Origin of the sequence: Candidatus Pelagibacter sp. Uisw_099_02 (assembly GCF_047727625.1) — a bacterium.
Classification (GTDB): Bacteria; Pseudomonadota; Alphaproteobacteria; order Pelagibacterales; family Pelagibacteraceae; genus Pelagibacter.
This window is the reverse complement of the sequence record NZ_CP159822.1, coordinates 27,347-52,275: the sequence shown is the minus strand read 5'-3', so window position 1 is coordinate 52,275 and position 24,929 is coordinate 27,347. Positions and strand designations below refer to the sequence as shown.

The 24,929-nt window shown below is 29.8% G+C and carries 18 protein-coding genes and 1 tRNA gene; 4 read left to right on the top strand and 15 right to left on the bottom strand.

Translation table 11 applies throughout. From position 1 onward, the window contains the following. Positions 1 to 22: 22 nt before the first annotated feature. Genes ABXT47_RS00230 through ABXT47_RS00220 form a run of 3 tightly spaced genes read left to right on the top strand, consistent with a single transcriptional unit; the run spans position 23 to position 3,323 of the window. The gene (locus ABXT47_RS00230) at positions 23 to 550 is read left to right on the top strand and encodes a J domain-containing protein (RefSeq protein ID WP_415308503.1); all 528 of its coding nucleotides are present in this window, start codon (positions 23 to 25) and stop codon (positions 548 to 550) included. Next, positions 540 to 1,514, top strand: a complete 975-nt coding sequence (gene cobS, locus ABXT47_RS00225) for a cobaltochelatase subunit CobS (RefSeq protein WP_415308501.1) — start codon at positions 540 to 542, stop codon at positions 1,512 to 1,514. Before ABXT47_RS00230 ends, cobS begins: the two co-directional genes overlap by 11 nt. Further along, positions 1,515 to 3,323, top strand: coding sequence for a cobaltochelatase CobT-related protein (locus ABXT47_RS00220; RefSeq protein WP_415308500.1), 1,809 nt, complete (start codon positions 1,515 to 1,517; stop codon positions 3,321 to 3,323). It abuts the gene before it with no gap. Here ABXT47_RS00220 and ABXT47_RS00215 read toward each other — a convergent pair. From ABXT47_RS00215 to ABXT47_RS00160, 12 genes are all read right to left on the bottom strand, one after another. Continuing rightward, the gene (locus ABXT47_RS00215; protein ID WP_415308498.1) at positions 3,320 to 4,600 is read right to left on the bottom strand and encodes an ActS/PrrB/RegB family redox-sensitive histidine kinase; all 1,281 of its coding nucleotides are present in this window, start codon (positions 4,598 to 4,600) and stop codon (positions 3,320 to 3,322) included. The genes ABXT47_RS00220 and ABXT47_RS00215 overlap by 4 nt on opposite strands. Before the next feature lie 2 nt (positions 4,601 to 4,602). Continuing rightward, positions 4,603 to 6,660: a DNA gyrase subunit B gene (locus ABXT47_RS00210; RefSeq protein WP_415308497.1), complete on the bottom strand. Its 2,058-nt coding sequence runs from the start codon at positions 6,658 to 6,660 to the stop codon at positions 4,603 to 4,605. Positions 6,661 to 6,778: 118 nt separating this feature from the next. Then, a tRNA-Ser gene (locus ABXT47_RS00205) sits at positions 6,779 to 6,868 on the bottom strand. Positions 6,869 to 6,884: 16 nt separating this feature from the next. Then, positions 6,885 to 7,670, bottom strand: a complete 786-nt coding sequence (locus tag ABXT47_RS00200) for a hypothetical protein (RefSeq protein ID WP_415308495.1) — start codon at positions 7,668 to 7,670, stop codon at positions 6,885 to 6,887. Further along, positions 7,671 to 9,479 (bottom strand): translation elongation factor 4, encoded by a 1,809-nt coding sequence (gene lepA, locus ABXT47_RS00195; protein ID WP_415308493.1) that lies wholly within the window; start codon positions 9,477 to 9,479, stop codon positions 7,671 to 7,673. Positions 9,480 to 9,481: 2 nt separating this feature from the next. Next, positions 9,482 to 11,890, bottom strand: coding sequence for a phenylalanine--tRNA ligase subunit beta (gene pheT / locus ABXT47_RS00190; RefSeq protein WP_415308491.1), 2,409 nt, complete (start codon positions 11,888 to 11,890; stop codon positions 9,482 to 9,484). After that, complete coding sequence (gene pheS / locus ABXT47_RS00185) at positions 11,887 to 12,954, bottom strand: phenylalanine--tRNA ligase subunit alpha (protein ID WP_415308489.1); 1,068 nt, start codon at positions 12,952 to 12,954, stop codon at positions 11,887 to 11,889. Before pheS ends, pheT begins: the two co-directional genes overlap by 4 nt. A 43-nt stretch (positions 12,955 to 12,997) precedes the next feature. Next, positions 12,998 to 13,354 carry a 50S ribosomal protein L20 gene (gene rplT, locus ABXT47_RS00180; RefSeq protein WP_271495602.1) on the bottom strand — a complete coding sequence of 119 codons (357 nt, stop codon included), beginning with the start codon at positions 13,352 to 13,354 and terminating at the stop codon, positions 12,998 to 13,000. A gap of 1 nt (position 13,355) precedes the next feature. After that, on the bottom strand, positions 13,356 to 13,562 hold the full coding sequence (gene rpmI / locus ABXT47_RS00175) for a 50S ribosomal protein L35 (protein WP_006997462.1): 207 nt from the start codon (positions 13,560 to 13,562) through the stop codon (positions 13,356 to 13,358). Between the two features lie 53 nt (positions 13,563 to 13,615). Continuing rightward, a complete protein-coding gene (gene infC / locus ABXT47_RS00170; protein WP_415308487.1) occupies positions 13,616 to 14,161 on the bottom strand; it encodes a translation initiation factor IF-3 in 546 nt (181 codons plus the stop codon). After that, complete coding sequence (gene thrS / locus ABXT47_RS00165) at positions 14,162 to 16,078, bottom strand: threonine--tRNA ligase (protein ID WP_415308485.1); 1,917 nt, start codon at positions 16,076 to 16,078, stop codon at positions 14,162 to 14,164. It abuts the gene before it with no gap. Continuing rightward, positions 16,079 to 17,233 (bottom strand): glycosyltransferase family 4 protein, encoded by a 1,155-nt coding sequence (locus ABXT47_RS00160; RefSeq protein ID WP_415308483.1) that lies wholly within the window; start codon positions 17,231 to 17,233, stop codon positions 16,079 to 16,081. Positions 17,234 to 17,275: 42 nt separating this feature from the next. Between ABXT47_RS00160 and ABXT47_RS00155 the strand changes: the two genes are divergently transcribed. Next, positions 17,276 to 18,031: an alpha/beta hydrolase gene (locus tag ABXT47_RS00155; protein WP_415308481.1), complete on the top strand. Its 756-nt coding sequence runs from the start codon at positions 17,276 to 17,278 to the stop codon at positions 18,029 to 18,031. On the opposite strand, the gene ABXT47_RS00150 is transcribed toward ABXT47_RS00155, so the two are convergent. From ABXT47_RS00150 to ABXT47_RS00140, 3 genes are read right to left on the bottom strand one after another with little or no spacing between them, the layout of a single operon-like run. Further along, positions 18,002 to 18,877, bottom strand: a complete 876-nt coding sequence (locus tag ABXT47_RS00150) for an NAD-dependent epimerase/dehydratase family protein (protein ID WP_415308479.1) — start codon at positions 18,875 to 18,877, stop codon at positions 18,002 to 18,004. The two genes, ABXT47_RS00155 and ABXT47_RS00150, sit on opposite strands and share 30 nt — an antisense overlap. A gap of 1 nt (position 18,878) precedes the next feature. Continuing rightward, on the bottom strand, positions 18,879 to 23,384 hold the full coding sequence (gene gltB, locus ABXT47_RS00145) for a glutamate synthase large subunit (protein ID WP_415308477.1): 4,506 nt from the start codon (positions 23,382 to 23,384) through the stop codon (positions 18,879 to 18,881). Next, entirely contained in the window at positions 23,384 to 24,823 is a 1,440-nt protein-coding gene (locus ABXT47_RS00140; RefSeq protein ID WP_415308476.1) for an NAD(P)-dependent oxidoreductase, read from the bottom strand. The genes gltB and ABXT47_RS00140 overlap by 1 nt, the downstream gene beginning before the upstream one ends. Positions 24,824 to 24,929 lie beyond the last annotated feature (106 nt).

The following is a 24,929-nucleotide window of genomic DNA, read 5'->3' as shown; positions in this document are numbered from 1 at the left end:
TATTATTTTATTATTATATAACATGAAAAATATTTGTGACTGGAATAATTGTTCTCAAATTGGTGAATACAAGGCACCAATTGAGAAAGATAATAGTAAAAGCTACAGGCTACTTTGCTTACCTCACGTTAAAGAATTTAACAAAAATTGGAATTATTTTAAAGGAATGGATGATGAGCAAGTATTTGATTTTTTAAAGTCAGATATGACTTGGCACAAACCTACTCAAAGTTTTAGTTCTTCGGATAACTTTTTTAAAGTTCTTTGGAACAATACCTTAAAGGATGAGTTTGATAAGACTAAACTTAGAGGTGAATACAATCATATGAATCAATTCAAATTTGATGCTAATGATATTAAAGCTTTTAGCATTCTGGGTGTTTCTGTTGGTTTAAAATGGGAACAAATACAGGATAAATTCAAAACCCTTGTCAAAAAATTTCACCCTGATATTAATTTAGGAAATAAAGAATACGAAGAAAAACTTAAACTAATTACTTTAGCTTACACTCAGCTAAAAAATACATATAGGAAAAAAATTGACACCTAATTTAAATATACAACCAGACATAAAGATATCTTTAAAACAAAGTTTTGGAATTGACTCGGATATGGAAGTTGATGCTTTCTCAAAAAAAAGTGAATATGTACCTGAAATAGATAAAAATTATAAATTTGATAGAGACACTACATTGGCAATCATATCTGGATTTGCATTTAATAAAAGAGTTTTAGTTCAGGGATACCATGGAACTGGCAAATCAACACATATCGAACAAATTGCTGCAAGATTAAACTGGCCTTGTATTAGAGTAAACCTAGATAGTCATGTAAGTAGAATTGATCTTATTGGCAAAGATGCGATTGTTGTAAAAGATGGAAAACAAGTTACAGAATTTAAAGAAGGCATTTTACCCTGGTCTATTCAAAATCCTGTCGCTCTTGTATTTGATGAATATGATGCTGGAAGACCAGATGTGATGTTTGTTATACAGAGAGTATTAGAAGCCGAAGGGAATTTTACTCTTTTGGATAAAAACAAAGTGATAAAACAAAATAAATTTTTTAGATTATTTGCAACCTCTAATACAGTTGGATTGGGAGATACGACTGGACTATATCATGGTACACAACAGATAAACCAGGGACAGATGGATAGATGGAATATCGTTACATCTTTAAATTACTTAAGCCTTGATCGAGAAATGGAAATTATTTTGGCAAAGAATAAGAATTTAAACAACCCCAAAGGTAAAGAAAAAGTATCCAGCATGATTAAGGTAGCCTCTTTAACTAGAAAAGGTTTTATAGCAGGAGATATTTCAACAGTTATGAGTCCACGAACTGTATTACATTGGGCTGAGAATGCAGAAATCTTTAAAGATACAGGATATGCCTTTAGAGTTACATTCCTAAACAAATGTGATGATATAGAAAAGAACACTATAGCTGAATACTACCAAAGATGTTTTGGTGACGAACTGCCAGAATCGATGGTCAATATTCAGATTTAAATGAGCAATAAAGAAGATAATTTTAAAGAACAATTTAAACAAGCTCTAATCTCTACCGCAAAAGTAATTTCTGAAGATTACAAAATAGATATCAAAAAAATTGATAAAGATTTAACATCAAAAAAAATAGACTTTTTTGATGTAACAAATTTATCGAATAAAAATGATTTTGTTAGATTAAGAGCAGAAACAGATTCAGGTGCACTTAAAAAGAAGTTTTCAAATAAAGAAATATTTAATAAAAACTTGCCTAATAATCCATCATGTAAGTCACTATACAATATTGCAGAAAAAATTAGGTATGAAATTTTGGGTGGAAAAATGCTTAAAGGAGTTAAAAAAAATTTAATTGAAAATTATAACCAGAAAATAATTTCAACTCATAAAGGTCAGTTAAAAAACAAAGAAGATGTTCCTGTAACAGAAGCTTTTGAGCTTTATATGTTAAAAAAATTTTTAAATTTAGAGCTTAATGCTGTGTCTTCAAAAATGTTAAGTTTTTGGGAAAATGATTTTACCTCCTCTATTGATAAGCATTTAGATTTTTTAAATAAAAATTTAGAAGATCAAGATAACTATAGTTTGAAATTTTCAGAAATCCTTCAAAATATGGATGTTTTTAATTCAAGTAATGATGATAATAACGAAGATGATGATCAAAAGGATAATGAACAAGAAAACAAATCTGAAAATGATGATGAGAATCAGTCAGATGGGAAAAAAGATGAAAATAAGCAAAATGAAACACAGACAAGTTTAGAAGCAGGTTTCGACCTTAGTGACCATCAAACAGATAAACAAATGGAAGATTCTGAATCTCTTAAAGAGGACACAGAAAATGTAATGCAAAAAACTAATTCAAATAATGTAGATCAAGAATACAAAATCTTTACTACAGAATTTGATGAAATTGCAAAAGCTGAAACCTTAGAGGATATAAAAGAAGCGCAAAGATTGAGAAAAAGTTTAGATCAACAACTTGTTAGTTTCCAGGATCTAATAACTAAACTTGCAAATAAATTACAAAGACAACTACTGGCAAAGCAAAATAGAGCTTGGGAATTTGACTTAGAAGAAGGTTTATTAGATAGCTCTAAATTAACAAGAATTATAATGGACCCTTATAATTCACTATCTTTTATGAAAGAAAAAGATCTTGATTTTAAAGATACCATAGTAACTTTGTTAATCGACAATTCAGGATCAATGCGTGGGCGTCCTATAACAATTGCAGCACTTTGTGCAGATATACTTTCTAGAACCCTGGAAAGATGTTCGGTTAAGGTTGAAGTATTGGGTTTTACTACTAAAAACTGGAAAGGTGGAAAAAGTAGAGAAGCTTGGGCTAAAAATGATAAACCAAAAAGCCCTGGAAGACTTAATGACTTAAGACACATAGTCTATAAAGGTGCAGACACTCAATGGAGACAAGCTAAAAATAATATAGGTTTAATGCTTAAAGAAGGACTTTTAAAAGAAAATATTGATGGAGAGGCTATATCTTGGGCTTATAATAGAATTAAAAAAAGAGGAGAAGAAAGAAAAATCTTAATGGTGATTTCAGATGGAGCACCAGTGGACGACTCTACTTTATCTGTTAATTCTGGAGACTTTCTTGAAAAACATTTAAAAAAAATAGTTAAATTTATAGAAAACAAAAGTGATGTTGAAATTTTAGCTATTGGTATTGGGCATGATGTTTCTAGATACTATGATAAAGCTATCAAGATAACAGATGTACATGAACTTGGAGATGTAATGATTTCACAACTAGCTGGATTATTTGAAAATAAAAATAAATTACACTAAAGGCTTAAAAGATCTTTATTCTTCCATTTGATATTAACTTCTGCGCCACCTCTTGTTGTTGAATTTCTACATAAAATATCTGCATAATTTTTTTCAAGTAAGGTTTTGCCTATAAAAATACCAAGACCTAATCCTGATTTAGATTTTATAGAAGATTTATATGATTTAATATAAGGCTCACCAATTTTTCTTAATACATCGTTGGGGTAACCTTCGCCATCATCTTCGATTATAATTTCAGTATTGTCATTATTACTTTTCAAACCTATAAAAACTTTACTCTTCGAAAATTTATTAGCATTACCAATAAAATTTCTTAATCCATAAACTATCTCAATGGATTTACTAATATGTAATATATTTAAGTTTTCTGAAAAATTTATAACAAATTTTTTTTTACTTGTTTCCTTAAAAGACTTTACAATTTCATTCAGGTAATCAGCTATAGATAAATCTTTATCAATAAAATTATCTTCAATAATAGGATCTAATGTTAATTTTTTTAATATTTCACTGCATCTTTCTATCTGACTCATCAAAAGGTCAATATCTTTTTTAGCTTCAACATTGTCTTTAAATTGATTTAATAAATCTGAAGAAATAATCTTTATTGTAGAAAATGGTGTACCTAATGAATGAGCAGCTGCTGCAGCTTGACCTCCTAATGACAACAGCTCTTGTTCTTTTGACATAATCTCTTCCATTTTATTCAAAGCTTCTTTTCTAATTCTAGACTCCTTACCAAACATTAAAGCAAAATAATTTAAAAAGATTAAAGCAATAATTAATGCTATAGGCATAGAGTAGTAATAGTATCCATCAACGTGAAAATGTTCATTTACAGGGTAAGGTAGTGGCATATGAAAAAAGGTAAGTAAAATAATTATCAAAATAGTAATACTTACTAATAGAAAATTACTTTTAAACCCTAGGTTTGAAGATGAAAAAATAATTGGGATTATTAAAAAAATTGAGAAAGGATTTGCAATTCCTCCTGTTAAAAAAATTAAACAACTTAATTGTAAGATATCAATTAATAAGAATAAAAATGCGGTTTTATCAAGTAACTGAGTATTCTTATTAATATAAATCAAATAAAGGTTACTTAGTATTCCAATTGAAATTATTAAATTTTCTAAAATTATATTAAATTTAAAATCAAAGATAAAATAAATTATATTTACAGTAATCAACTGACCAATAATAGCTATCCATCTTAGGTTGATATATGTAGATTTTTTTAATGAAAAATATTTTGAAGTTTCAAAAAACTTCATTATTAAATGTCTAAATTTTGAACATTAATTGCATTTGAAACAATAAAATCTTTTCTTAAAGCAACATCATTACCCATCAGGGTATGAATAAGATTCTGATCTTTTTTTAGATCTTTTGAATATTGTACTTGTAACAAGTTTCTTGTTTCGGGGTCTAGTGTAGTACTCCATAATTCTTCTGGATTCATTTCACCTAGTCCCTTGAATCTTTGAATGCTCATTCTAGATTTTTCTTCATCATAAGCTTTAATGAATTCTTTTGTTCCTTTTTTAATTTTTTGCAGACCTTTGTTATTTTTTAAAATATAATTTTCTAATTCATTTTCGTCTTTAATGTAAATCCCTTTTGTACCTTTGTTAATTTTAAATAAAGGTGGTTGAGCAAGGTAAACATGTCCATTTTCAATTAATTTATTAAATGGTTTGTTGTTAAAAAACGTTAACAATAAAGCTCTAATGTGTGATCCATCAACATCGGCATCGGTCATAATAATAATTTTTCCATACCTTAAGTCTTTTAAATCTATTTCTTCATTCTTTGGATCGAGCCCAAGTGCATTAATTAAAGTTACAACCTCATTAGATGACATCATCTTAGCCAATGATTTTGTTCTATATTCATTACCATCTCTATTATTATTTTTTTTTAGAGCAACTTCCTCAACATAAGTATTCAGAATTTTTCCTCTTAATGGTAAAACTGCCTGGTTTGATCTGTTTCTACCTTGTTTTGCTGAACCACCTGCAGAGTCTCCTTCGACTATAAATAATTCTGTTCCTTCTTGTTTTCCTATTTGGCAATCAGCTAATTTTCCAGGTAGGCCACTTAATTCTAAGGCTCCTTTTCTTCTTACATTTTCTCTAGCTTTTCTAGCCACATCTCTTGCCAATGCTGCTTGCATTACTTTTGCTAAGATTACTTTAGATGTTGTAGGATTTTGATCAAACCATATTGATAATTTTTCGCTAACAATACTTTCTACAATCATTCTCACTTCAGAGGAAACCAGCTTATCTTTTGTTTGAGAGGAAAATTTTGGATCGGGTATTTTTGCTGAAATAACACATGTAAGACCTTCTTTAATGTCATCACCTGATATTGTTAATTTATTTTTCTTTAATAAATTATGTTCTGATGCATATTTATTGATTACTCTCGTTAATGCACTTCTAAATCCTAATAAATGAGTACCACCATCTTTTTGATAAATATTATTTGTGTAAGGATAAATATCCTCACCATAGCTTGCGTTCCACTTTAAAGAACATTCAATTTCAATATTATCTTTTTTACCTTCAATATAAATTGGTTTTTTAAATAAATCATTTCCTGTTTTGTTTATAAGTTTTTCTCTTTTTTCATCTAAAAAATCAACAAATTCTAAAACACCGCCATCAAATTTAAATACAATTATTTTTTCTTTTTTTTGGGTTAAGTCGTTAATTGTTATTTTTATTCCTTTATTAAGGAATGCTAGCTCTCTCATTCTTTTAATAATAATATTTGGAGTAAATTTTATTGAAGAGAAAATTTCTTTTGATGGCAAAAATGTTATTTGAGTTCCAGTTTCTTTTGATTTACCTATAACTTTAAGTGGTGCTTTTGAGGTTCCATCTTTAAACTCAATAAAATATCTATTTCCATCTCTATCTATTTCTAATTTTAATTTTTCTGATAATGCATTTACAACTGAAACTCCAACACCGTGTAAGCCACCTGAAACTTTGTACGAATCATGATCAAATTTTCCTCCAGCATGAAGTTGTGTCATAATAACTTCTGCAGCAGACATTTTTTCACCTTTATGCATATCAACAGGTATTCCTCTACCATCATCTCTAACAGTAATAGTTCCATCAGCGTTTATCTTAACATTTATATTTTTACAGTGACCTGCTAGAGCTTCGTCTATTGAGTTGTCTACAACTTCATAAACCATGTGATGCAAACCAGTTCCATCGTCGGTGTCACCGATATACATTCCTGGTCTTTTTTTAACAGCTTCAAGACCTTTTAAAACTTTAATGGAGTCTGCTTGATATGTGGAGTTATTTTTCATATTTTTTAATGGAAGTTAGTTAATTATAACATTTTTATAAAAAAAGAGGAAAATTAATCATATTAATTCACATAATATCATTAAATAAGGCCCTATATTAAAGGACTTTTTTAATTTCTGGCGGAGAGACAGGGATTCGAACCCTGGGTACCTTTAACAGTACACACACTTTCCAAGCGTGCGCTTTAAACCACTCAGCCATCTCTCCTAATTAAATTTTATAATTAAACAATCCAATTTTTGAACTTTTCTTGATTCTTAAAAATATAATTTGGAAATGTTTGATCAAATTTAATTTGTTTATAAATAATAGGCCTATCAAAAAGATCTGATTTATTGGCTATTGATTTTTTTATTTTATCTAAATTGTTATATTTTTCATTATTAAATTCAGAGTGAGCATATGAGCTTAATTTTTTTTTTATCTCTTCTGCTGTCATTAAAAATGAAAAATGCCAACCTCCATTTTTTATAATATTCCAACGTATTTTATCAAATCTCCAAAATGAATAAGTTTTAATCTTTTGGTTTCTTAGCCATTGTGGTGATTTTAAAAATTTTTTTTTACATATTCTGCTTCCATACCAATTAGGATTTGTTTGATTTATAATATTAACTTTATAATAATACATATTCTGTTCAAATACTGTAAATTTTGAATTTTGAATTTCCTTAATTTTTGATAAATCTGGTATTTCATCAACATCAGATATCATAATATAGTCTTCATCAAGAGCAGTACTTAAGCCTTTAGTAAGATAGTTTCTTTGAAAATTTTCTCTCTCCCAATTAGTAAGACCCTTGGGAAAACTGTCTACAACTAAATAAATTATTTTGTCTTTAAAATTGTTAAAATTTTCTATCTTAAAATTAAGTTTTTTTTTATTTCCTTGATGATCATATTGTGATTCAACAATAATAAATTTTTCTACAAAAGTATTAAGGGTATTGAGTCTAATATCTAATATTAAATTCTCATCATTATATAAAAAACAATCAAATATTTTCATTTATTTTTCTTTGTTAATTTTTAACACACCTATAAATGCTTCTTGTGGTATTTCTACTTTTCCAAATTGTTTACCTCTAGCTTTTCCTTTTTTCTGCTTATCTAATAGTTTTCTTTTTCTATCTCTAGCTCCACCACCATGAATTTTAGTTAAAACATCTTTTTTGAAACCTTTTATCGTTTCTCTTGCTATAATTTTTCCACCAATTGCAGCCTGTACAGGAATCATAAAATTATGACGTGGAATCAAGTCCCTTAATTTTTCACAAACTTCTCTTCCTACACTTTGAGCAAAATCTTTATGTACCATCATTGATAGTGCATCTACTGGCTCAGCATTCACAAGTATTCCAAGTTTTACTAAATCTCCCTCTCTATGACCTATAATTTCATAGTCGAAGCTAGCATACCCACTTGTCATTGATTTTAATCTGTCATTAAAATCAAAAACAACTTCATTTAAAGGAATTTCATAGTTTAATACTGCTCTATTCCCAGAATAACTTAAGTTAGTCTGGAGTCCTCTTTTATCTTGGCAAACCTTTATTATGGCACCTAGGTACTCATCAGGTGTAATAATAGTTGCTTTTATCCATGGCTCCTCGATGTATTTAATAAATGTTGGTTCTGGCAGGCTTGATGGATTTTGTAGTTCTATTACTTCACCTTTATTCATATGAACTTTGTAAACAACACCAGGTGTTGTAGTTAGTAGATTAATATCAAATTCTCGTTCTAACCTTTCGGTAACAATTTCTAAATGAAGAAGTCCTAAAAAACCACACCTAAAACCTAATCCTAGAGCCGAAGAAGATTCTGCTTCGTACGAAAAGCTAGCATCATTTAATTGAAGCTTGCCTAAACCATCTTTTAATTTTTGATACTCTGAGCTATCTACCGGAAATAATCCACAAAATACAACTGGCTTACTAGGTTTAAATCCTGGTAGTGCTTCTTGAAGTGGTTTACTTGCGTCGCAAATAGTATCCCCCACTTTTGTTTCTGATAAAATTTTTATACCTGTCGTTATAAAGCCAATTTCTCCTGCATTTAACCCGTTAACATCAGTTGCTTTTGGAGTGAATACACCTACTTTTTCAATCACATATTCTTGATTTGTAGACATCATTTTAATCTTCATATTTTTAGAAATTTTTCCATCAATAACTCTAACTAAAATAACTACTCCTAAGTAAGTGTCGTACCAACTATCAACTAGTAAACATTTTAAATCTGCATCCTTTTCTCCTTCTGGAGCTGGTAGTGATATAATAATTTGTTCTAGAATATCATCTATACCTTCACCTGTTTTCCCTGAGCAAGGTATGGCATTTTCAGTATCTATACCTATTACATCTTCTATTTGTGTCTTTGTTTTTTCTAAATCTGAAGCAGGCAAATCAACTTTATTTAAAACAGGAACTATCTCATGTTTAGTATCTAAAGCTTGATAAACGTTTGCTAATGTTTGTGCTTCTACTCCTTGAGTGCTATCAACTATTAAAATGGATCCCTCACATGCATACAAAGACCTGCTGACTTCATAACTAAAATCTACATGTCCTGGAGTATCTATAATGTTTAGAATATACTCTTTTCCATCTTTTGCTTTATAGTTAAGTTTAACAGTTTGAGCTTTAATAGTTATCCCTCTTTCTCTCTCAATATCCATTGAGTCTAAAACTTGTGCCTTCATTTCTCTTTCTGTAAGGCCACCACATGTATGAATTATTCTGTCAGCTATAGTTGATTTACCGTGGTCTATGTGGGCAATAATTGCAAAGTTTCTGATGTGATCAATTTTCGTCATGACTACGATCTAATCTTTGCGTCTGTTTTTGATTCTACAATTGAAATAATAAGCTGGTTTATTTTATTTAAATCTTCTTCATTTAATGTTTTTTCTGAAGATTGAATGGTAACATTTAATGCAATTGACTTCTTGTTTTTATCAATATTCTCACCCTCATAGACATCAAATACTTTAACAGATTTTATTAAATCTTTATCTACATTAGTAATTATATCTATTAATTCCTGGACTTTAAAATTTTTATCTAAAGTAAAAGAAAAATCTCTTTCTGATTTTTGAAAATCAGAGTACTTATATTGAGTTTTTTGATTTTTTAATGATTTTTTTGGTTGCTTTATATTTTCTAAAAATATTTCAAACCCTACTAACGTTTCAACTTTAATATCCAACTTTTTTAATATATTTGGGTGAATATCACCAAAAAAAGCTACCACTTTTTCTTTATCTTTATTAAGAAATATTCTTCCAGATTTTCCTGGATGATAATAGCTTGGTGTTTCGTCATCAATATAGAATTTATCTTTATTGAACCCAGCTTCAACTAAGCTTTGAATAACATCTCTTTTTACATCAAAAACATCAACTAGCCTCCCTTGCTCTAACCAGCTCTGTCTAGATAGTTTGCCAGTCCTTAATCCACTAACTACAGTTTGTTGTTCACCTGGTTTAGATCCTGAAAAAGTTGGACCTATTTCAAATATTGATAAATCCTTAAATCCTCTTCCTATATTCTTATTTAGATTAATAATTAAATTTGAAAAAATTGAGCTTCTCAATACATTTAAATCTGTGCTTATAGGATTAACTATTTTGATTTCTTTATTATTCTCAATAAATAGTTGATTAATTTTACTGTCAGTAAAAGACCATGTAATGGCTTCCAAGTATCCTTTTGATGCAATAGATCTCTGTAAAAAGTGAAATAATTTTTGCGTTTTGTTTAAAGTATTTTTATTTCTAATTTTTTCAGGTTCGATTATCTTAATTTGATCATAGCCTTTAATTCTCACTAACTCCTCAACTATATCTACTTCCTGTTTAATATCAGGTCTCCACGAAGGTACTGTTAATAGTAGTAATTTTTTTTGTTTTTTTATTTCAAAACCCAGGCTAGTTAGTATTTTAATCATTTCTTTTTGATCAATTTTAAAACCTGTTATTTTTTCAAATAACTGTATATCAAATTTTACAAAATTATTTTTCACATTTTCTATTTTTTGAATATCGAACTTACTAACTTCTCCTCCACAGATTTTTTTGATTAATTCAGCAGCTCGTTGAAGTCCTTGTTCTATTGATAATGGATCAATTCCTCTTTCAAATCTAAACTTTGCATCAGTGTCTATATTTAAAATCTTAGAAGTTTTTCTAATTGATCTTGGGTTAAAATAAGCAGATTCAATTAATATATTTTTTGTATCTAGTTCAGTTCCAGATCTTGTTCCTCCAATTATTCCTCCTAAACCTAAAACGCCTGAGTCATCTGTAATAACACACATATTATCTTCAAGATTGTAATCTTTATCATCTAAGGCTTTAAATTTCTCACCTTTCTTAGAATTTCTTATAATTATTCCTTTGTCTATCTTATCAACATCATAAGCATGTAATGGTCTGTTTAAATCAAACATTACATAGTTTGTAATATCGACTATTGCAGAGATAGGTTTTTGACCTAATGATATTATTTTTTTCTTTAGCCAGTCTGGACTCTCCATATTTTTTACGCCTTCAATCAAACAACTTCCAAAAGAAGTGCATCCTTGGTTTTTTTCTTTAATTATTTTTACGCTTAATTTTTGTTTCTTTTTTTGAACTAACTTTTCTGTTTTTAATTTTTTTAATGTACCAGAGCCTGCTGTAGCTAAATCTCTTGCTATTCCCCTAACTCCCAAACAATCTGCCCTATTTGGTGTAATAGATATATCAATTATATTTATACTATTTTTAGGAAAATAATTTTCCCCTATTTTCTTCTCATATTTTTTTGTAGAAAGTTCTGCAATGCCATCACTCTCCTTTGACAAGTTGAGCTCAGCCTCTGAACAAAGCATTCCATAAGAGGTTACACCTCTTATCTTGCTTACTAATAGTTTCATTTGATTTTTTGGTACAACAGCACCCGGTGGTGCATAAATTGTCATTAATCCTTCTTTTGCATTAGTTGCACCACAAACAACTTTAACAGGATTGCCTAGCCCAATATCTACATCACAAACTCTGAGTCTATCTGCATCTGGATGTTTTTCTGCTTTTAAAATTTTAGCAATTATGAATTTATCTAACTCACCTAATTGGCTGTCAACACTTTCTACTTCCAAACCAACATCTGTAAGTTTATCAATAATTTGATTTTCACTTAATTTAGTATCTAAATGTTCTTTAAGCCAGCTTGTTGTGATCTTCATCTGCTTAATCCTCTATAGTTTGTTGGCACATCTATTGGATCAAATCCAAAATGATTTATCCATCTATAATCACAATCAAAAAATGATCTTAGATCATTAATTCCATACTTTAGCATTGCCAATCTATCTATGCCTATTCCAAATGCATATCCTTGAAATTCATTAGGGTTTACTTTTACATTTTTTAAGACATTTGGATGAACCATTCCACAGCCTAAAACCTCAAGCCACCTATCTCCTTCACCAATTACTATTTTTCCATCTTTGATTTCATAACCAATATCAACTTCAGCTGAAGGTTCTGTAAAAGGAAAGTGACTTGGTCTAAATCTCATTCTAATTTTATTAATTTCAAAAAACTCTTTTATAAAATAATTTAAACACCCCTTTAGATGTCCCATATTAATATTTTTATCGATATGTAATCCCTCTACTTGATGAAACATCGGTGTATGTGTTTGATCACTATCAGATCTATAAGTTCTACCAGGTGCTATTATTTTAAAAGGTGGTTTGTCATTTAACATTGTTCTAATTTGAACTGGAGAAGTATGAGTTCTTAATAATAATTCTTTTTTATCATCTAGATAAAAAGTATCATGCATATCTCTTGCTGGGTGGTTGTCAGGTGTATTTAATGCTGTAAAATTATTATATTCATTTTCAACATCAGGCCCTTCTTTAACACTAAAACCAATTTCTGAAAAAATTGAAGAAATTTCATCTATAACTTGAGATACAGGATGGATTTTTCCCTGAATAAAAGGTCTCTCTGGTAAAGTAATGTCTATTTTTTCTTGTTCTAACTTTTGATTAATCTCTTTTGTTTCGATGTTGTTAATTTTTTTAGTTATTAAATCTTGGAGCTCATCTTTTACTAAATTCAAATCTGATGCGAATTTCTTTCTTTCTTCTTCAGCTACTTTTCCTAGCATCTTGAATTGAGAACTAATCAACCCAGTTTTACCAAATAGATCTGTTTTAATTTGATTGACTTGGTTTAAATCTAAATTTTCTTTTAACTTTAAAAGAAATTCATCTTTTATTTTTTTAATATCAGACATATTGAGAGATTATTTCTTCACCGAAGAAAAACAATAGTGAAGATTAATTTAGTGCCGATTGAGCTTTTTGTACGATAGTTTTAAAGGCTTCTGGGCTATCGTATGCTATTTCAGCTAATATTTTTCTATCTAGCTTAATTCCACACTTAGATAATCCATTTATAAATTTTGAATAAGTTAATCCTTCAGACCTGACGCCTGCATTAATTCTCTGTATCCATAAAGATTTAAATTCTCTTTTTTTGGTTCTACGATCTCTGTAAGCATATTGCATAGCCTTTTCCATAGCTTGCTTTGCAACTCTAATTGTATTTTTTCTTCTGCCCCATTGCCCTTTGACAGCTTTTAAAACTTTTTTATGTTTAGCGTGACTTGTTACACCTCTTTTTACTCTTGCCATTTTATCCTCTTAAACTGTAGGGCATGTATGATTTAACTATTTTGCCATCTTGTTTTGACATAGCAGTCGTGCCTCTTAATTTTCTGATTTGTGAATTTGTTCTTTTGATCATTCCATGTCTCTTTCCAGCTTGGGCCATCATAACCTTGCCAGTTGCTGAGATCTTAAATCTTTTTTTTGCTGAACTTTTAGTTTTTAATTTTGGCATAATTTAGCGGTCTTATACAAATATTGGAATAGATTTACAACCTCTATTAAGTCTTATAAAGGCTGAATAACCATGATCATTTGCTTTCCATCAAACTTTGGATGCAGCTCTACTTTGCCAATATCTTGCATATCAGCTTTTATTTTATTCATTAGTTCTCTTCCTAAGTGTGAATGTTGTAACTCTCTACCTTTAAATCTTATAGTAAATTTTACTTTATCACCTTTGCCAATAAATTTTTTGGCATTTTTAACTTTAAAATCATAATCATGAGTTTCTGTGACTGGTCTCATTTTAATTTCTTTTAACAAAACAATTTTTTGTTTCTTTTTTGCAACATTTGCTTTTTTTTGAGCATCGTACTTAAATTTACCCATATCAATAATCTTACATACGGGTGGCTTTGCATTTGCAGCTATCTCTATTAAATCTAAACCTTGTTCTTTGGCCATTGCTATAGCTTCATTAGTATTTAATATTCCTATATTATCACCATCACTTCCAATAACTTGAACTTCTGGTGCAGTAATTCTATTGTTAGACTTAGGCCCTCTGTCTTTAGTTCTTCTTTGAAAGTAATTTTGTTTAAAATCTGCCACTTAGTTTGAGGGTGCTTTGTTTAAAGCTGAGAATTTTTTTAAGAATAAGTTTAATTCCATATTTTCTTGTTCATTAGTATCTAGTCTTCTAATCGTTACTGAGTTACTGTCAACTTCTTTTTTACCACAAATCAACAAAAGTGGTATTTTAGATAAAGAATGTTCTCTAATTTTATAATTCAAATTATGATTTTTTAAATCTACTTCAGAGCTCATGCCAGCATGATTAATTTTTTCATTAACTTTTTTTGCATATGTGTCAAATTCTTCTGAAATAGGTATTACAACTACTTGTAAAGGAGCTATCCAAAATGGAAATTTTCCTGCGTAGTTTTCTATAAGTATTCCTATAAATCTTTCTAGTGAACCGAACAATGCCCTATGAAGCATTACTGGAACTTTTTTAGTTCCATCATTATCGACAAAAGATGAATCTAATCTTTCTGGTAAATTTAAATCTACTTGTAAGGTTCCACATTGCCAATCTCTACCAATAGCATCTCTTAAAACAAATTCAATTTTAGGACCATAAAAAGCTCCCTCACCTTTATTAATTGTGTATTTGAGTTTTGATGCTTTAACAGCATCTAATAAAGCTTTTTCTGCTTTATCCCAAACGCTATCGTCACCAACTCTCAAATCTGGCCTATCTGAATATTTTAATATTACATTTTCAAAACCAAGATCTTTATAAATATCTAAAATTAGATTTGTCACAATTAAACACTCTTCTGTTATTTGATCCTCTGTACAAAAAATATGAGCATCATCTTGAGTAAAGGCTCTAACTCTTAGCAACCCATGTAGTGCTCCTGAAGGTTCATATCTATGAACTTTTCCAAATTCTGAAATTCTTAGAGGTAGATCTCGATAGCTCTTTAAGCCTTGATTAAATACTTGAACATGACCTGGACAATTCATTGGTTTAATTGCAAATATTTTTTCATCAGGTGTTTGAGATGTAAACATGTGCTCACCATATTTTTCCCAGTGGCCAGACTTCTCCCACAAAGCTCTATCTAAAATTTCAGGAGTATTTACTTCTTTATAGCCAGCCTTATCTTGTCTACTTCTCATATAAGCAACCAACTTTCGAAATAGTTTCCAACCTTTTTCATGCCAAAAAACTGATCCTGGACTTTCTTCTCTAAAATGAAATAAATCCATTTCTTTTCCCAGTTTTCTATGGTCTCTTTTTTCAGCTTCTTCTATTCTTTTTAAATATTCATCTAAGTCTTTTTGTGATGCCCAACTTGTTCCATAAATTCTTTGCAACATTTCATTATTGGAGTCACCCCTCCAATAAGCACCTGATACTTTTGTTAATTTAAAATATTTGCCAATTTTTCCTGTTGATGCTAGGTGTGGTCCTCTACATAAGTCATGCCAATCTCCATGAAAATATATAGAAACATCTTCTCCTTGAGGAATGCTTTCAATAATTTCAGCTTTGTATATTTCTCCCTTCTCTTTAAAGTGTGCTATTGCTTTATCTCTACTCCAAACTTCTCTTGTAGTTGGAACGTCTCTATCGACAATTTCTTTCATTTTAATTTCAATTTTATTTAAGTCCTCTACTGTGAAAGGTTCTTTTCTTGAAAAATCATAATAAAATCCATTTTCTATAATTGGGCCAATAGTAACTTGGGTTCCTGGAAAAAGTTCTTGCACAGCCATTGCTGTTATATGCGCAGTATCATGACGAATAGTCTCTAAACCTTCTTTATCCTTAGAAGTAAAAATTTTAATAGAACAATCTTTATCTATGATATAATTTAAGTCTTTAAGTTCTTCATTAACACTAATAACTGTGGCTTGCTTTGATAAAGATTTACTAATCTTTTCTGCAACCTCTAATCCCGTTACTTTATTTGGGAATTTAATACTGTTTCCATCTGGTAGTGTAATTAATGGCATTTAATTTAATAACTTTTTGTACTCTGAATATGTAGAAAAACACATTTTTTCAACATTAAATTTTTTAATTATATTTTTTCTACCTTCAATGCCTATGGATTTCAACGAGGATTCATCTAAATTTAAAACTTCTACTATTTTTTTACATAAAGATTTAGGGTTACCTGATTCAAATAAAAAGCCAGACACATTATTATCTATTGTTTCATTAGATCCTCCAATATTACTCGCAATTATTGGCTTTTCCATTGATTGAGCTTCAATTGCAACTCTTCCAAATGCCTCTGGTTCTATTGATGCTGAAATTACTAAATTAGAGATTTTGTAAGCTAAAGGCATATTTTTACAATGTTCTACAAATTTTAGCTGTGATGTTAATCTATACTGTTCAGCTAATCTTTTTATTTTTTTGGTATAAATATCTCTACCCTGATCACTTCCCAAAATAACAGCATAAAAGGATTGATGTCCTAGTTCTTTGTTTGCAAAATTTAATGCTTCAATAAATATTTCCTGTCCTTTCCATGAAGTTAATCGACCTGGCATTAAAATTAATCTTTTATCTATAGGTACCCCCCAACTTAAACGAAGATCATCTTCTTCATTTTCTAATGTGGTTGATGGATCAAAATAATCAACATTAATACCTCTAAAAATTACTAAAAATTTTTTTTTTAGATTTAAGTATTCTGAATAGTTGTCTTTAATATGTGAAAAAATAAAATTTGACCCTGCAATTACTAGATTAGATCTAACCATTACAGAGTTGTACAATTTTTTAATTGAGCTTTTAAAAGTGTAAGTGCCATGGAAAGTTGTAACAAACTTTCTTCTTGTAATTTTTGTTGCAATTAAACATGACCAGGCTGGTGCTCGACTTCTCGCATGAACAATAGAGATGTTATGTAATAAGATAATTAAAATTAAAGCTATTGTATTAAAAAGCATCAAAATAGGATTTTTGCTGTGAACTGGAAGTTTAATTAATTTTACTTTTTTTTGATCAATAAACTTTAATAACTCTCCTCCACTGGTAACAATAAAAGAAGAACAATTATTTTCTGGTAGATAATGAGCAAGATCATAGCAACCTGTTTCTGCACCGCCATATCCAAGCTTTGGTATTACTTGTAAAACTTTTAATTTTGAGGCCATTTGATAGAACTATATATTAAGAATTAATTCTAATAAACTTTTATGAGTAAATTTAAATACCTAAAGATAACAAATCTTAAGAAAATTAGATATTTAAGTAATAATGTTCAAAACAGTCTCTATATAATTTTTTTACATGGGTTTATGTCAGATATTGAAGGAGATAAACCTATATCTATCTTTAATTATGCAAAAAAAAATAAATTAGGTTTTCTTGCTCTTGAGTACTCTGGTCATGGAAAGTCTACAGGAAAATTTACTAATGGTAATATTAGTAAGTGGTCTAAGGATGTTAAAGTTTTAATTAAAAGAAAAGTAAAAAAAAATAACTTTATCTTGGTAGGTTCAAGCATGGGTTCGTGGTTATCACTAAATCAATTTAAGTATTTTAAAAAGCAAATTAAAGGTTTTTTAGGAATAGGCTCTGCTCCAGAATTTCTAGAAAATTTGATGTGGAAAAAATTTACAAAAAGAATGAAAAATGAAATAATAAAAAAAGGAATTATCAATTTGAAGCATGGTAATTATGAATATCCAATCTCATATCAACTAATAAAAGATGGTAGAAGAAACAAAGTCTTAAATAAAAAAATACTATCAAAAATAAATGTTACAATGATTCATGGTGATAAAGATGAGGTGGTTCCCAAAAGCTACTCAAAGAAAATTTTAAAAATCTTTAAAAGAGCGAAAAAGAAATTAGTGATTATTAAAAATGGTGATCATAGTCTATCGAATAAACATAGTCTTAAAAAAATTAATTTAGAATTAGATAAAATTGTCTCTAATATAATTTAGTCCCTCTATATAAGTAGGAAATTTAAAGCTATAAGAAAAATATTTTTTTGTTTTTGTGTTACTTATTTTTTTTGAATCTTTATAAAAATTTTTTAACATTTCACTTTCTAGATTATTAATTTCGATTTTTTCTAAATTTTTTATATTCAATAATTTAGAGCCATACAATGTTATCTCTTCTGAGGGTGACGGCCTATCATCAGCTATATTATATATTTCTCCTGATTTAAATTTAGATAAAGATTTAAACAATATGTTTGAAATGTCTTCAATATGAATTCTTGAAAAATAATGATCTTTTTTACTAATTAGTTTGGCGGTTCCTAATTTTAGACGCACTAAAACATTTTTTTCATTAGAATAAATTCCTGACAATCTAAATATCTGAACAGGCAAATTTTTATTTATTTGAAGTGAAAGCCATAAATTTTCAGCCCTAAGTCTTGAAATGCCCTTAAATGATGTTGGTTTTGTTTGGCTATTTTCATTTACCCACTCACCTTTGTGATCTCCATAAACACTAGTAGAAGACAAATAAGTTATCCATTTTACTTTGGAGCTTTTAATAAAATTAGAAAAATTTTTTACTACTAGGTCATCTTGTTTTTCTGGGGGTATTGAAACTAAAATATGATTTGCTTCTTTTAATTCTAGCAACAAATTATTATCAAATTTATCATTATCAAATAAATAGTTATTAAAATTAATCCCATTGAAATTTTCTTTTGAAGATTTATTTCTAGATGTGGCTGTTAATGTAATATTATATTTTTCAATAATAAGTTTTTTTATAAAACTTTTTGCTACTTGGCCAAAACCAAAGCAAAAAATATTTATACTCTTCATTTTAGCTTACTTCTTTTATGATGGGATTTAAGCTTATAGGATTTTTTAACTTATCAATCATTTCTTTAGGGCAAATTTGTATAAAGTTAAAAATTTCTTTATCAAAATTTTCTATTATTTTTTTAGATAAATTAGAATTTGTTTCTATAGAATGCTCTTCAATTAGTTTCTTAAGAAGATTTATCCAATGATCAGTTTCTGGCGTTTGCCATATTATAGTTTCTGAATTAGCTTTTTTTTCAAAATCTTTATTTGGATCATAAATAAATGCTATTCCTCCAGTCATACCAGCACCAAAGTTGTCTCCTACATTACCCAACACCACTACCGTTCCCCCAGTCATATATTCACAAGCATTAGAATCACAACCTTCAATAACAGCAATAGCTCCGGAATTTCTTACAGCAAATCTCTCACCAGCCTGACCAGCTGCAAAAAGTTTACCTGAAGTTGCTCCATATAATACTGTATTTCCAATTATTGTATTTTCATGAGAAATTAAATTACTTTCATCTGAGAGTTTGATTGATATTGTTGCTCCTGATAGACCTTTTCCAACATAATCATTCGCATCACCTTTAAGAACAAGTTTCAAACCTTTTACTCCAAAAGCTCCAAAAGACTGGCCAGCAGAACCTTTGAATTGAAGTGTTAAAAAATCACTCTCTAATTTTTCATTTCCATATTTTTTATACAGATGATGGGATATTCTTGTTCCTACAGTTCTATGAGTATTTTTAATTTCAAATTCTTTGTCAATTATTTTTACTTTTCCAATCTGATCTTCAATTTCAGGTATAATTTCTTGGTCTAGCGTATTGGGAACAAAATTAATTTTTTGATCCTCACAGTATCTTAAATTATCCCCAGGATCTGCCTGAACAAAAAGTGGGTTTAAATCTAAATCATCTAAATTTGGAGAAGCTTTACTTACTTGTCTCAATAAATCAGTTCTTCCAATTATCTCATTTAGAGAACTAAAACCAATCTCAGCTAAAATTTCTCTTACTTCTTGAGCAATAAATGTAAATAAATTAACTACCTTGTCTGGTGTACCAGTGAATTTTTTTCTCAATTCATCATCTTGTGTACAAACTCCAACTGGACAAGTATTAGAGTGACATTGTCTTACCATTATGCATCCCATTGCTACTAGAGCTGTTGTTGCTACTCCATACTCCTCTGCTCCCATCATTGCAGCTATTACAACATCTCTTCCTGTCTTGATTCCACCATCGGTTCTCAATGTAACTGTGTGTCTCAAATTATTTAATGTTAAGACCTGATTAGCTTCAGTCAAACCCATTTCCCATGGAATACCAACATACTTAACGCTTGTTTGTGGTGTGGCTCCTGTGCCACCATTATGACCAGAAATTAAAATTATATCTGCTTTTGCTTTCGCTACTCCTGCAGCAATAGTTCCAATTCCTGATGATGCAACTAATTTTACTCCTACTCTGGCTTTTGGGTTAACTTGTTTAAGATCGTAGATTAGTTGTGCTAGATCTTCAATAGAATATATATCATGATGAGGAGGGGGAGATATCAATGTTACTCCAGGTGTAGAATGTCTTAATCTTGCAATCTCTTCTGTAACTTTAAAACCAGGTAATTGCCCACCTTCTCCGGGCTTAGCTCCTTGTGCAATCTTAATTTCAATTTCATTACAATTATTTAGATAATTAATTGTTACACCAAATCTTGCTGATGCAATTTGTTTGACTCTAGAGTTTGCACTATCTCCATTATCCATTTTAGTAAATCTTTTTTCATCTTCTCCTCCTTCTCCACTACAAGAAGCACCTTTGATTCGGTTCATTCCTATTGCCAATGTTTCATGTGCCTCTTTTGATAAGGCGCCATGAGACATACTTCCACTCCCAAATCTTTTTAAGATGTTTTCAATTGGTTCTACTTCTGAAACATCTATAGAAGGCTTAAGGTTTCTTTCTCGAAATCCAATAAGATCTCTTAAGTGTATTGGGGGTAAGTTATAAATACCATTTACATATTTTTTGTAGCCCTCAAAAGAGTTCGATCCAACTGAACTTTGCAATAGATGCATTAACTTCCCTTGATATTGATGAGTTTCTCCATTTTTTCTATACCTATAAAGTCCTCCAATAGGTAGCACTGAATTATTGTCCTCAAATGCTTGCTTATGGATAGCTCTTAACTTATTTTCAATTCCACTTAATCCTATTCCAGATATTTTAGATAAAACCCCTGGAAAATATTCTGAAGCTACAGTTCTACTTAAACCAACTGTTTCAAAATTACATCCACCTCTGTATGAGCTTAGAACAGATATTCCCATTTTTGACATTATTTTTAACAAACCATAATTAACTGACTGAATAAATCTTTCTATACATTTATCATAACCAAAATTCCCAAATAATTTTTTTTCAAATCTTTGATATAAACTGTCTAGTGCTAGATAAGGATTAACTGTTGTAGCCCCAACTCCAATAAGAGTTGCAAATGAATGGGTGTCTAGTGCCTCACCTGTTTGAGCATTAATAGAGGCATATCCTCTTAATTTATTTTTAATAAGATGGGTATTTATTGCACCAACACACAAGAGCATTGGCATTGCTAATCTTTTTTTTGTAACATTTTTATCACTTAAGATTAACTGAGTTACACCTTGCCTAACTGAAATTTCTGATTGTTGTTGTATTCTTTTAATTGACTGCTCAAGATTGTCTTCATGATCAAAGGTACAATCAATAACTACTGAGTTTTTTCCAAAAAAGTTGATAAACTTTTCTATCTGTAAGTTTGATAAGATGGGGCTATTTAAAACATATATGTTTTCTTGAGTTAAATTTGTAAAATCTAAAATGTTCCCAAGATTTCCAAACCTCGTTTTTAAACTCATAACTTTATTTTCTCTTAGAGAATCGATTGGAGGGTTGGTTACTTGACTAAAATTTTGTCTAAAAAAATGATATAGAGGTCTATATTTATCAGATAATACAGCAAGAGGTGTGTCATCCCCCATTGAACCAATTGCTTCTTTGGCATCTTCAGCCATCGGATGAAGAATAAGTTCTAAATCTTCTAAACTGTATCCAAATGAATACTGTCTTTTTTTGAGCTCATCACCATAAAAAATAGGTTTTTCATTTTTTATTATAAGTTTTTTATCTAATTCAATAATTTGATTATTAAAATGTTTATATTCTTTTGCTAAAAAGTCTTTAATTTGGCTGTTAGTAAAAACTTTACCTTTTTCAATTCTAACACCAATTATTTCTCCAGGTCCTAGCCTTCCTTTGGTAATTATTTTCTTTTCATCTAATTCTACCATTCCTGTTTCTGATCCAGCACAAAGAATTTTATCTTTAGTAATCGTGTATCTCATTGGACGTAGACCATTTCTATCTGTAGCAGCTATTACCCATTCATTATCTGTCCCAGCAATTGCTGCAGGTCCATCCCAAGGTTCCATTGTGCTATTCAAAAAATTAAATAATTGTTGATGATCTTTAGAAAGCGTCTTACTTTTTTTAGACCATGCATCAGGAATTAACATTAATTTAGCAAGAGGTGCTGGCTGACCTGAGATATTTAATAACTCAAATACACTATCTAAGGCTGCAGAGTCGGATGATCCAGCAGGAATAACAGGTCTTAGATTTTCCATATCTTCAAATAATGGACTATGCATTTCTTGCTCATGTACTTTCATCCAATTATAATTACCTTTTAAAGTATTTATCTCTCCATTATGAGCTATTGCTCTAAAGGGTTGTGCAAGATCCCAACTTGGTGCTGTATTTGTAGAAAATCTTTGATGAAATATTGCATAACGAGAAATAAATCTTTCATCTTTTAAATCTATATAAAAATCAGCAATTGATTCTGCTAAAAACATTCCTTTATAAATAATAGATTTAGAACTTAATGAGCAAATATAAAAACCTTCAATTGCATTTTTTATAGCTGCTTTTTCTATTTTTCTTCTTGATTCGTACAATTTACGCTCAAGCTCTTTTCCACTTAAATTTTTATTATTATTTTTAAAAAGCACTTGGGTTATTTCTGGTCTTGTGAAATTTGCTTTTTCTCCAAGGACTCTTGTATTTACCGGAACTTGCCTCCAACCATAAATACTAAAGTCACTTTTGGTTAGTTCACTTTCAACTAAAGTCCTAGCATTCTCTTGAGCTTCATAATTATTTCTAGGTAAAAAAATCATTCCTATACAAATTTCAGAACCATCATGTTTATGGCCAGTAAGCTCTATTTTTTCTGCAAAAAAATCAGAGGGAATTTCTAAATGAATTCCTGCTCCATCACCTGTTTTTCCATCGGCATCAACAGCTCCTCTATGAAAAACTGCCTTTAAAGCATTAATACCATATTCAACTACTTTTCTTGATTTTTTACCTTCTGTAGAGGCTATTAAGCCTACTCCACACGCATCATGCTCCATGCTTTTAGAGTAAACTTGACCTTTCTCTAAAATTTTACGATTTTTTAAATAATTTTCCATTACGCAACTTTCGAAGTTTTTAATTCTTTCTGTTCTAAAAATTTTCTAATTGATGCTGCTACATCTCTTCCATCTCTGATAGCCCAAACAACTAATGAAGCACCTCTGACTATATCTCCTGCAGCAAATACTCCTGATAAATTGCTTTCCATTGTATGAAAATCTACTTTTAAAGTGCCCCATTTAGTTACTTGTAAATCATTTGCGTTGAATAATTTTGGTAAGTTTTCAGGATTAAAGCCTAATGCTTTTATAACTATATCTGCTTTAATATTAAATTCTGAATTGTCTTCTATCTCAGGTTTTCTTCTACCACTATCATCTGGTTCACCTAGTTTAATTCTATCTACAACTAAACTTTCAACTTTATTTTTTCCTATAAATTCTTTAGGACTTGACAACCAAACAAATTCAACACCTTCTTCTTCAGCATTTCCAACTTCACGCGCTGATCCAGGCATATTTTCTTTGTCTCTTCTGTATAAACATTTTACAGATTTTGCATTCTGTCTTATTGAAGTTCTTACACAATCCATTGCTGTGTCACCTCCACCTATTACCACAATATCTTTTCCTTCTGCATTTAAAGTTCCATTATCAAATAATTCTACTTTATCTCCTAATCCTTTTTTATTAGAAGCTGTTAAAAAATCCATTGCTGGAAAAATATTTGCTAAGTCTTTTCCTGGTAAATCTATTTCTCTAGCTTTATACACTCCAGTTGCTACTAGTATTGCATCGTGCTTTTTTCTTAATTGATCTAACGTAGCATCTTTACCCACCTCAAAATTTTGAACAAATTTTATGCCTCCTTCTTCGAGCAGTTTTGTTCTTCTTTCTACTGCAAATTTTTCTAGTTTAAAATTAGGTATTCCATATATTAATAATCCTCCTGATCTATCATAACGATCATATATCGTAATTTGATAACCTAATTTACGTAATTGTTCACCCGCAGCTAAACCTGCTGGTCCTGCACCTATAATTCCAACACTTTGACTCTTCTCACATCTAACCTCTATTGGTTTAACCCAACCTTCTTTCCAAGCTGTATCTGTAATATATTTTTCTACTGATCCTATTGTAACGGTACCATGTCCTGACTGTTCAATAACACAGTTACCTTCACACAATCTATCTTGTGGACAAATCCTTCCACAAACTTCAGGCATATTATTTGTACTTTGTGCCAACTCATAAGCTTCTTTTAATCTTCCCTCAGCTGTTAATTTTAGCCAGTCAGGAATATTATTACTTAAAGGGCAATGAACTTGGCAAAATGGAACTCCACACTGTGAGCACCTACTTGCTTGCTCGCTTGCCTTTTCCTGAATAAATTCTTTATAAATTTCATTAAAGTCCTCTTTTCTATTTGAAACTCCTCTTTTAGGTGGGTTTTGTTGACCTATATTTACAAATTTTAACATTTTATCTGACATTTTTTACCTTTTTTTTCACAAGCATATATTAAGCCTTTCTAATAAAAAAGATAAACTAAGTCAGTATTTATGACCTTTTTTTTTCAAAAAGTCTTTATTTACGGTA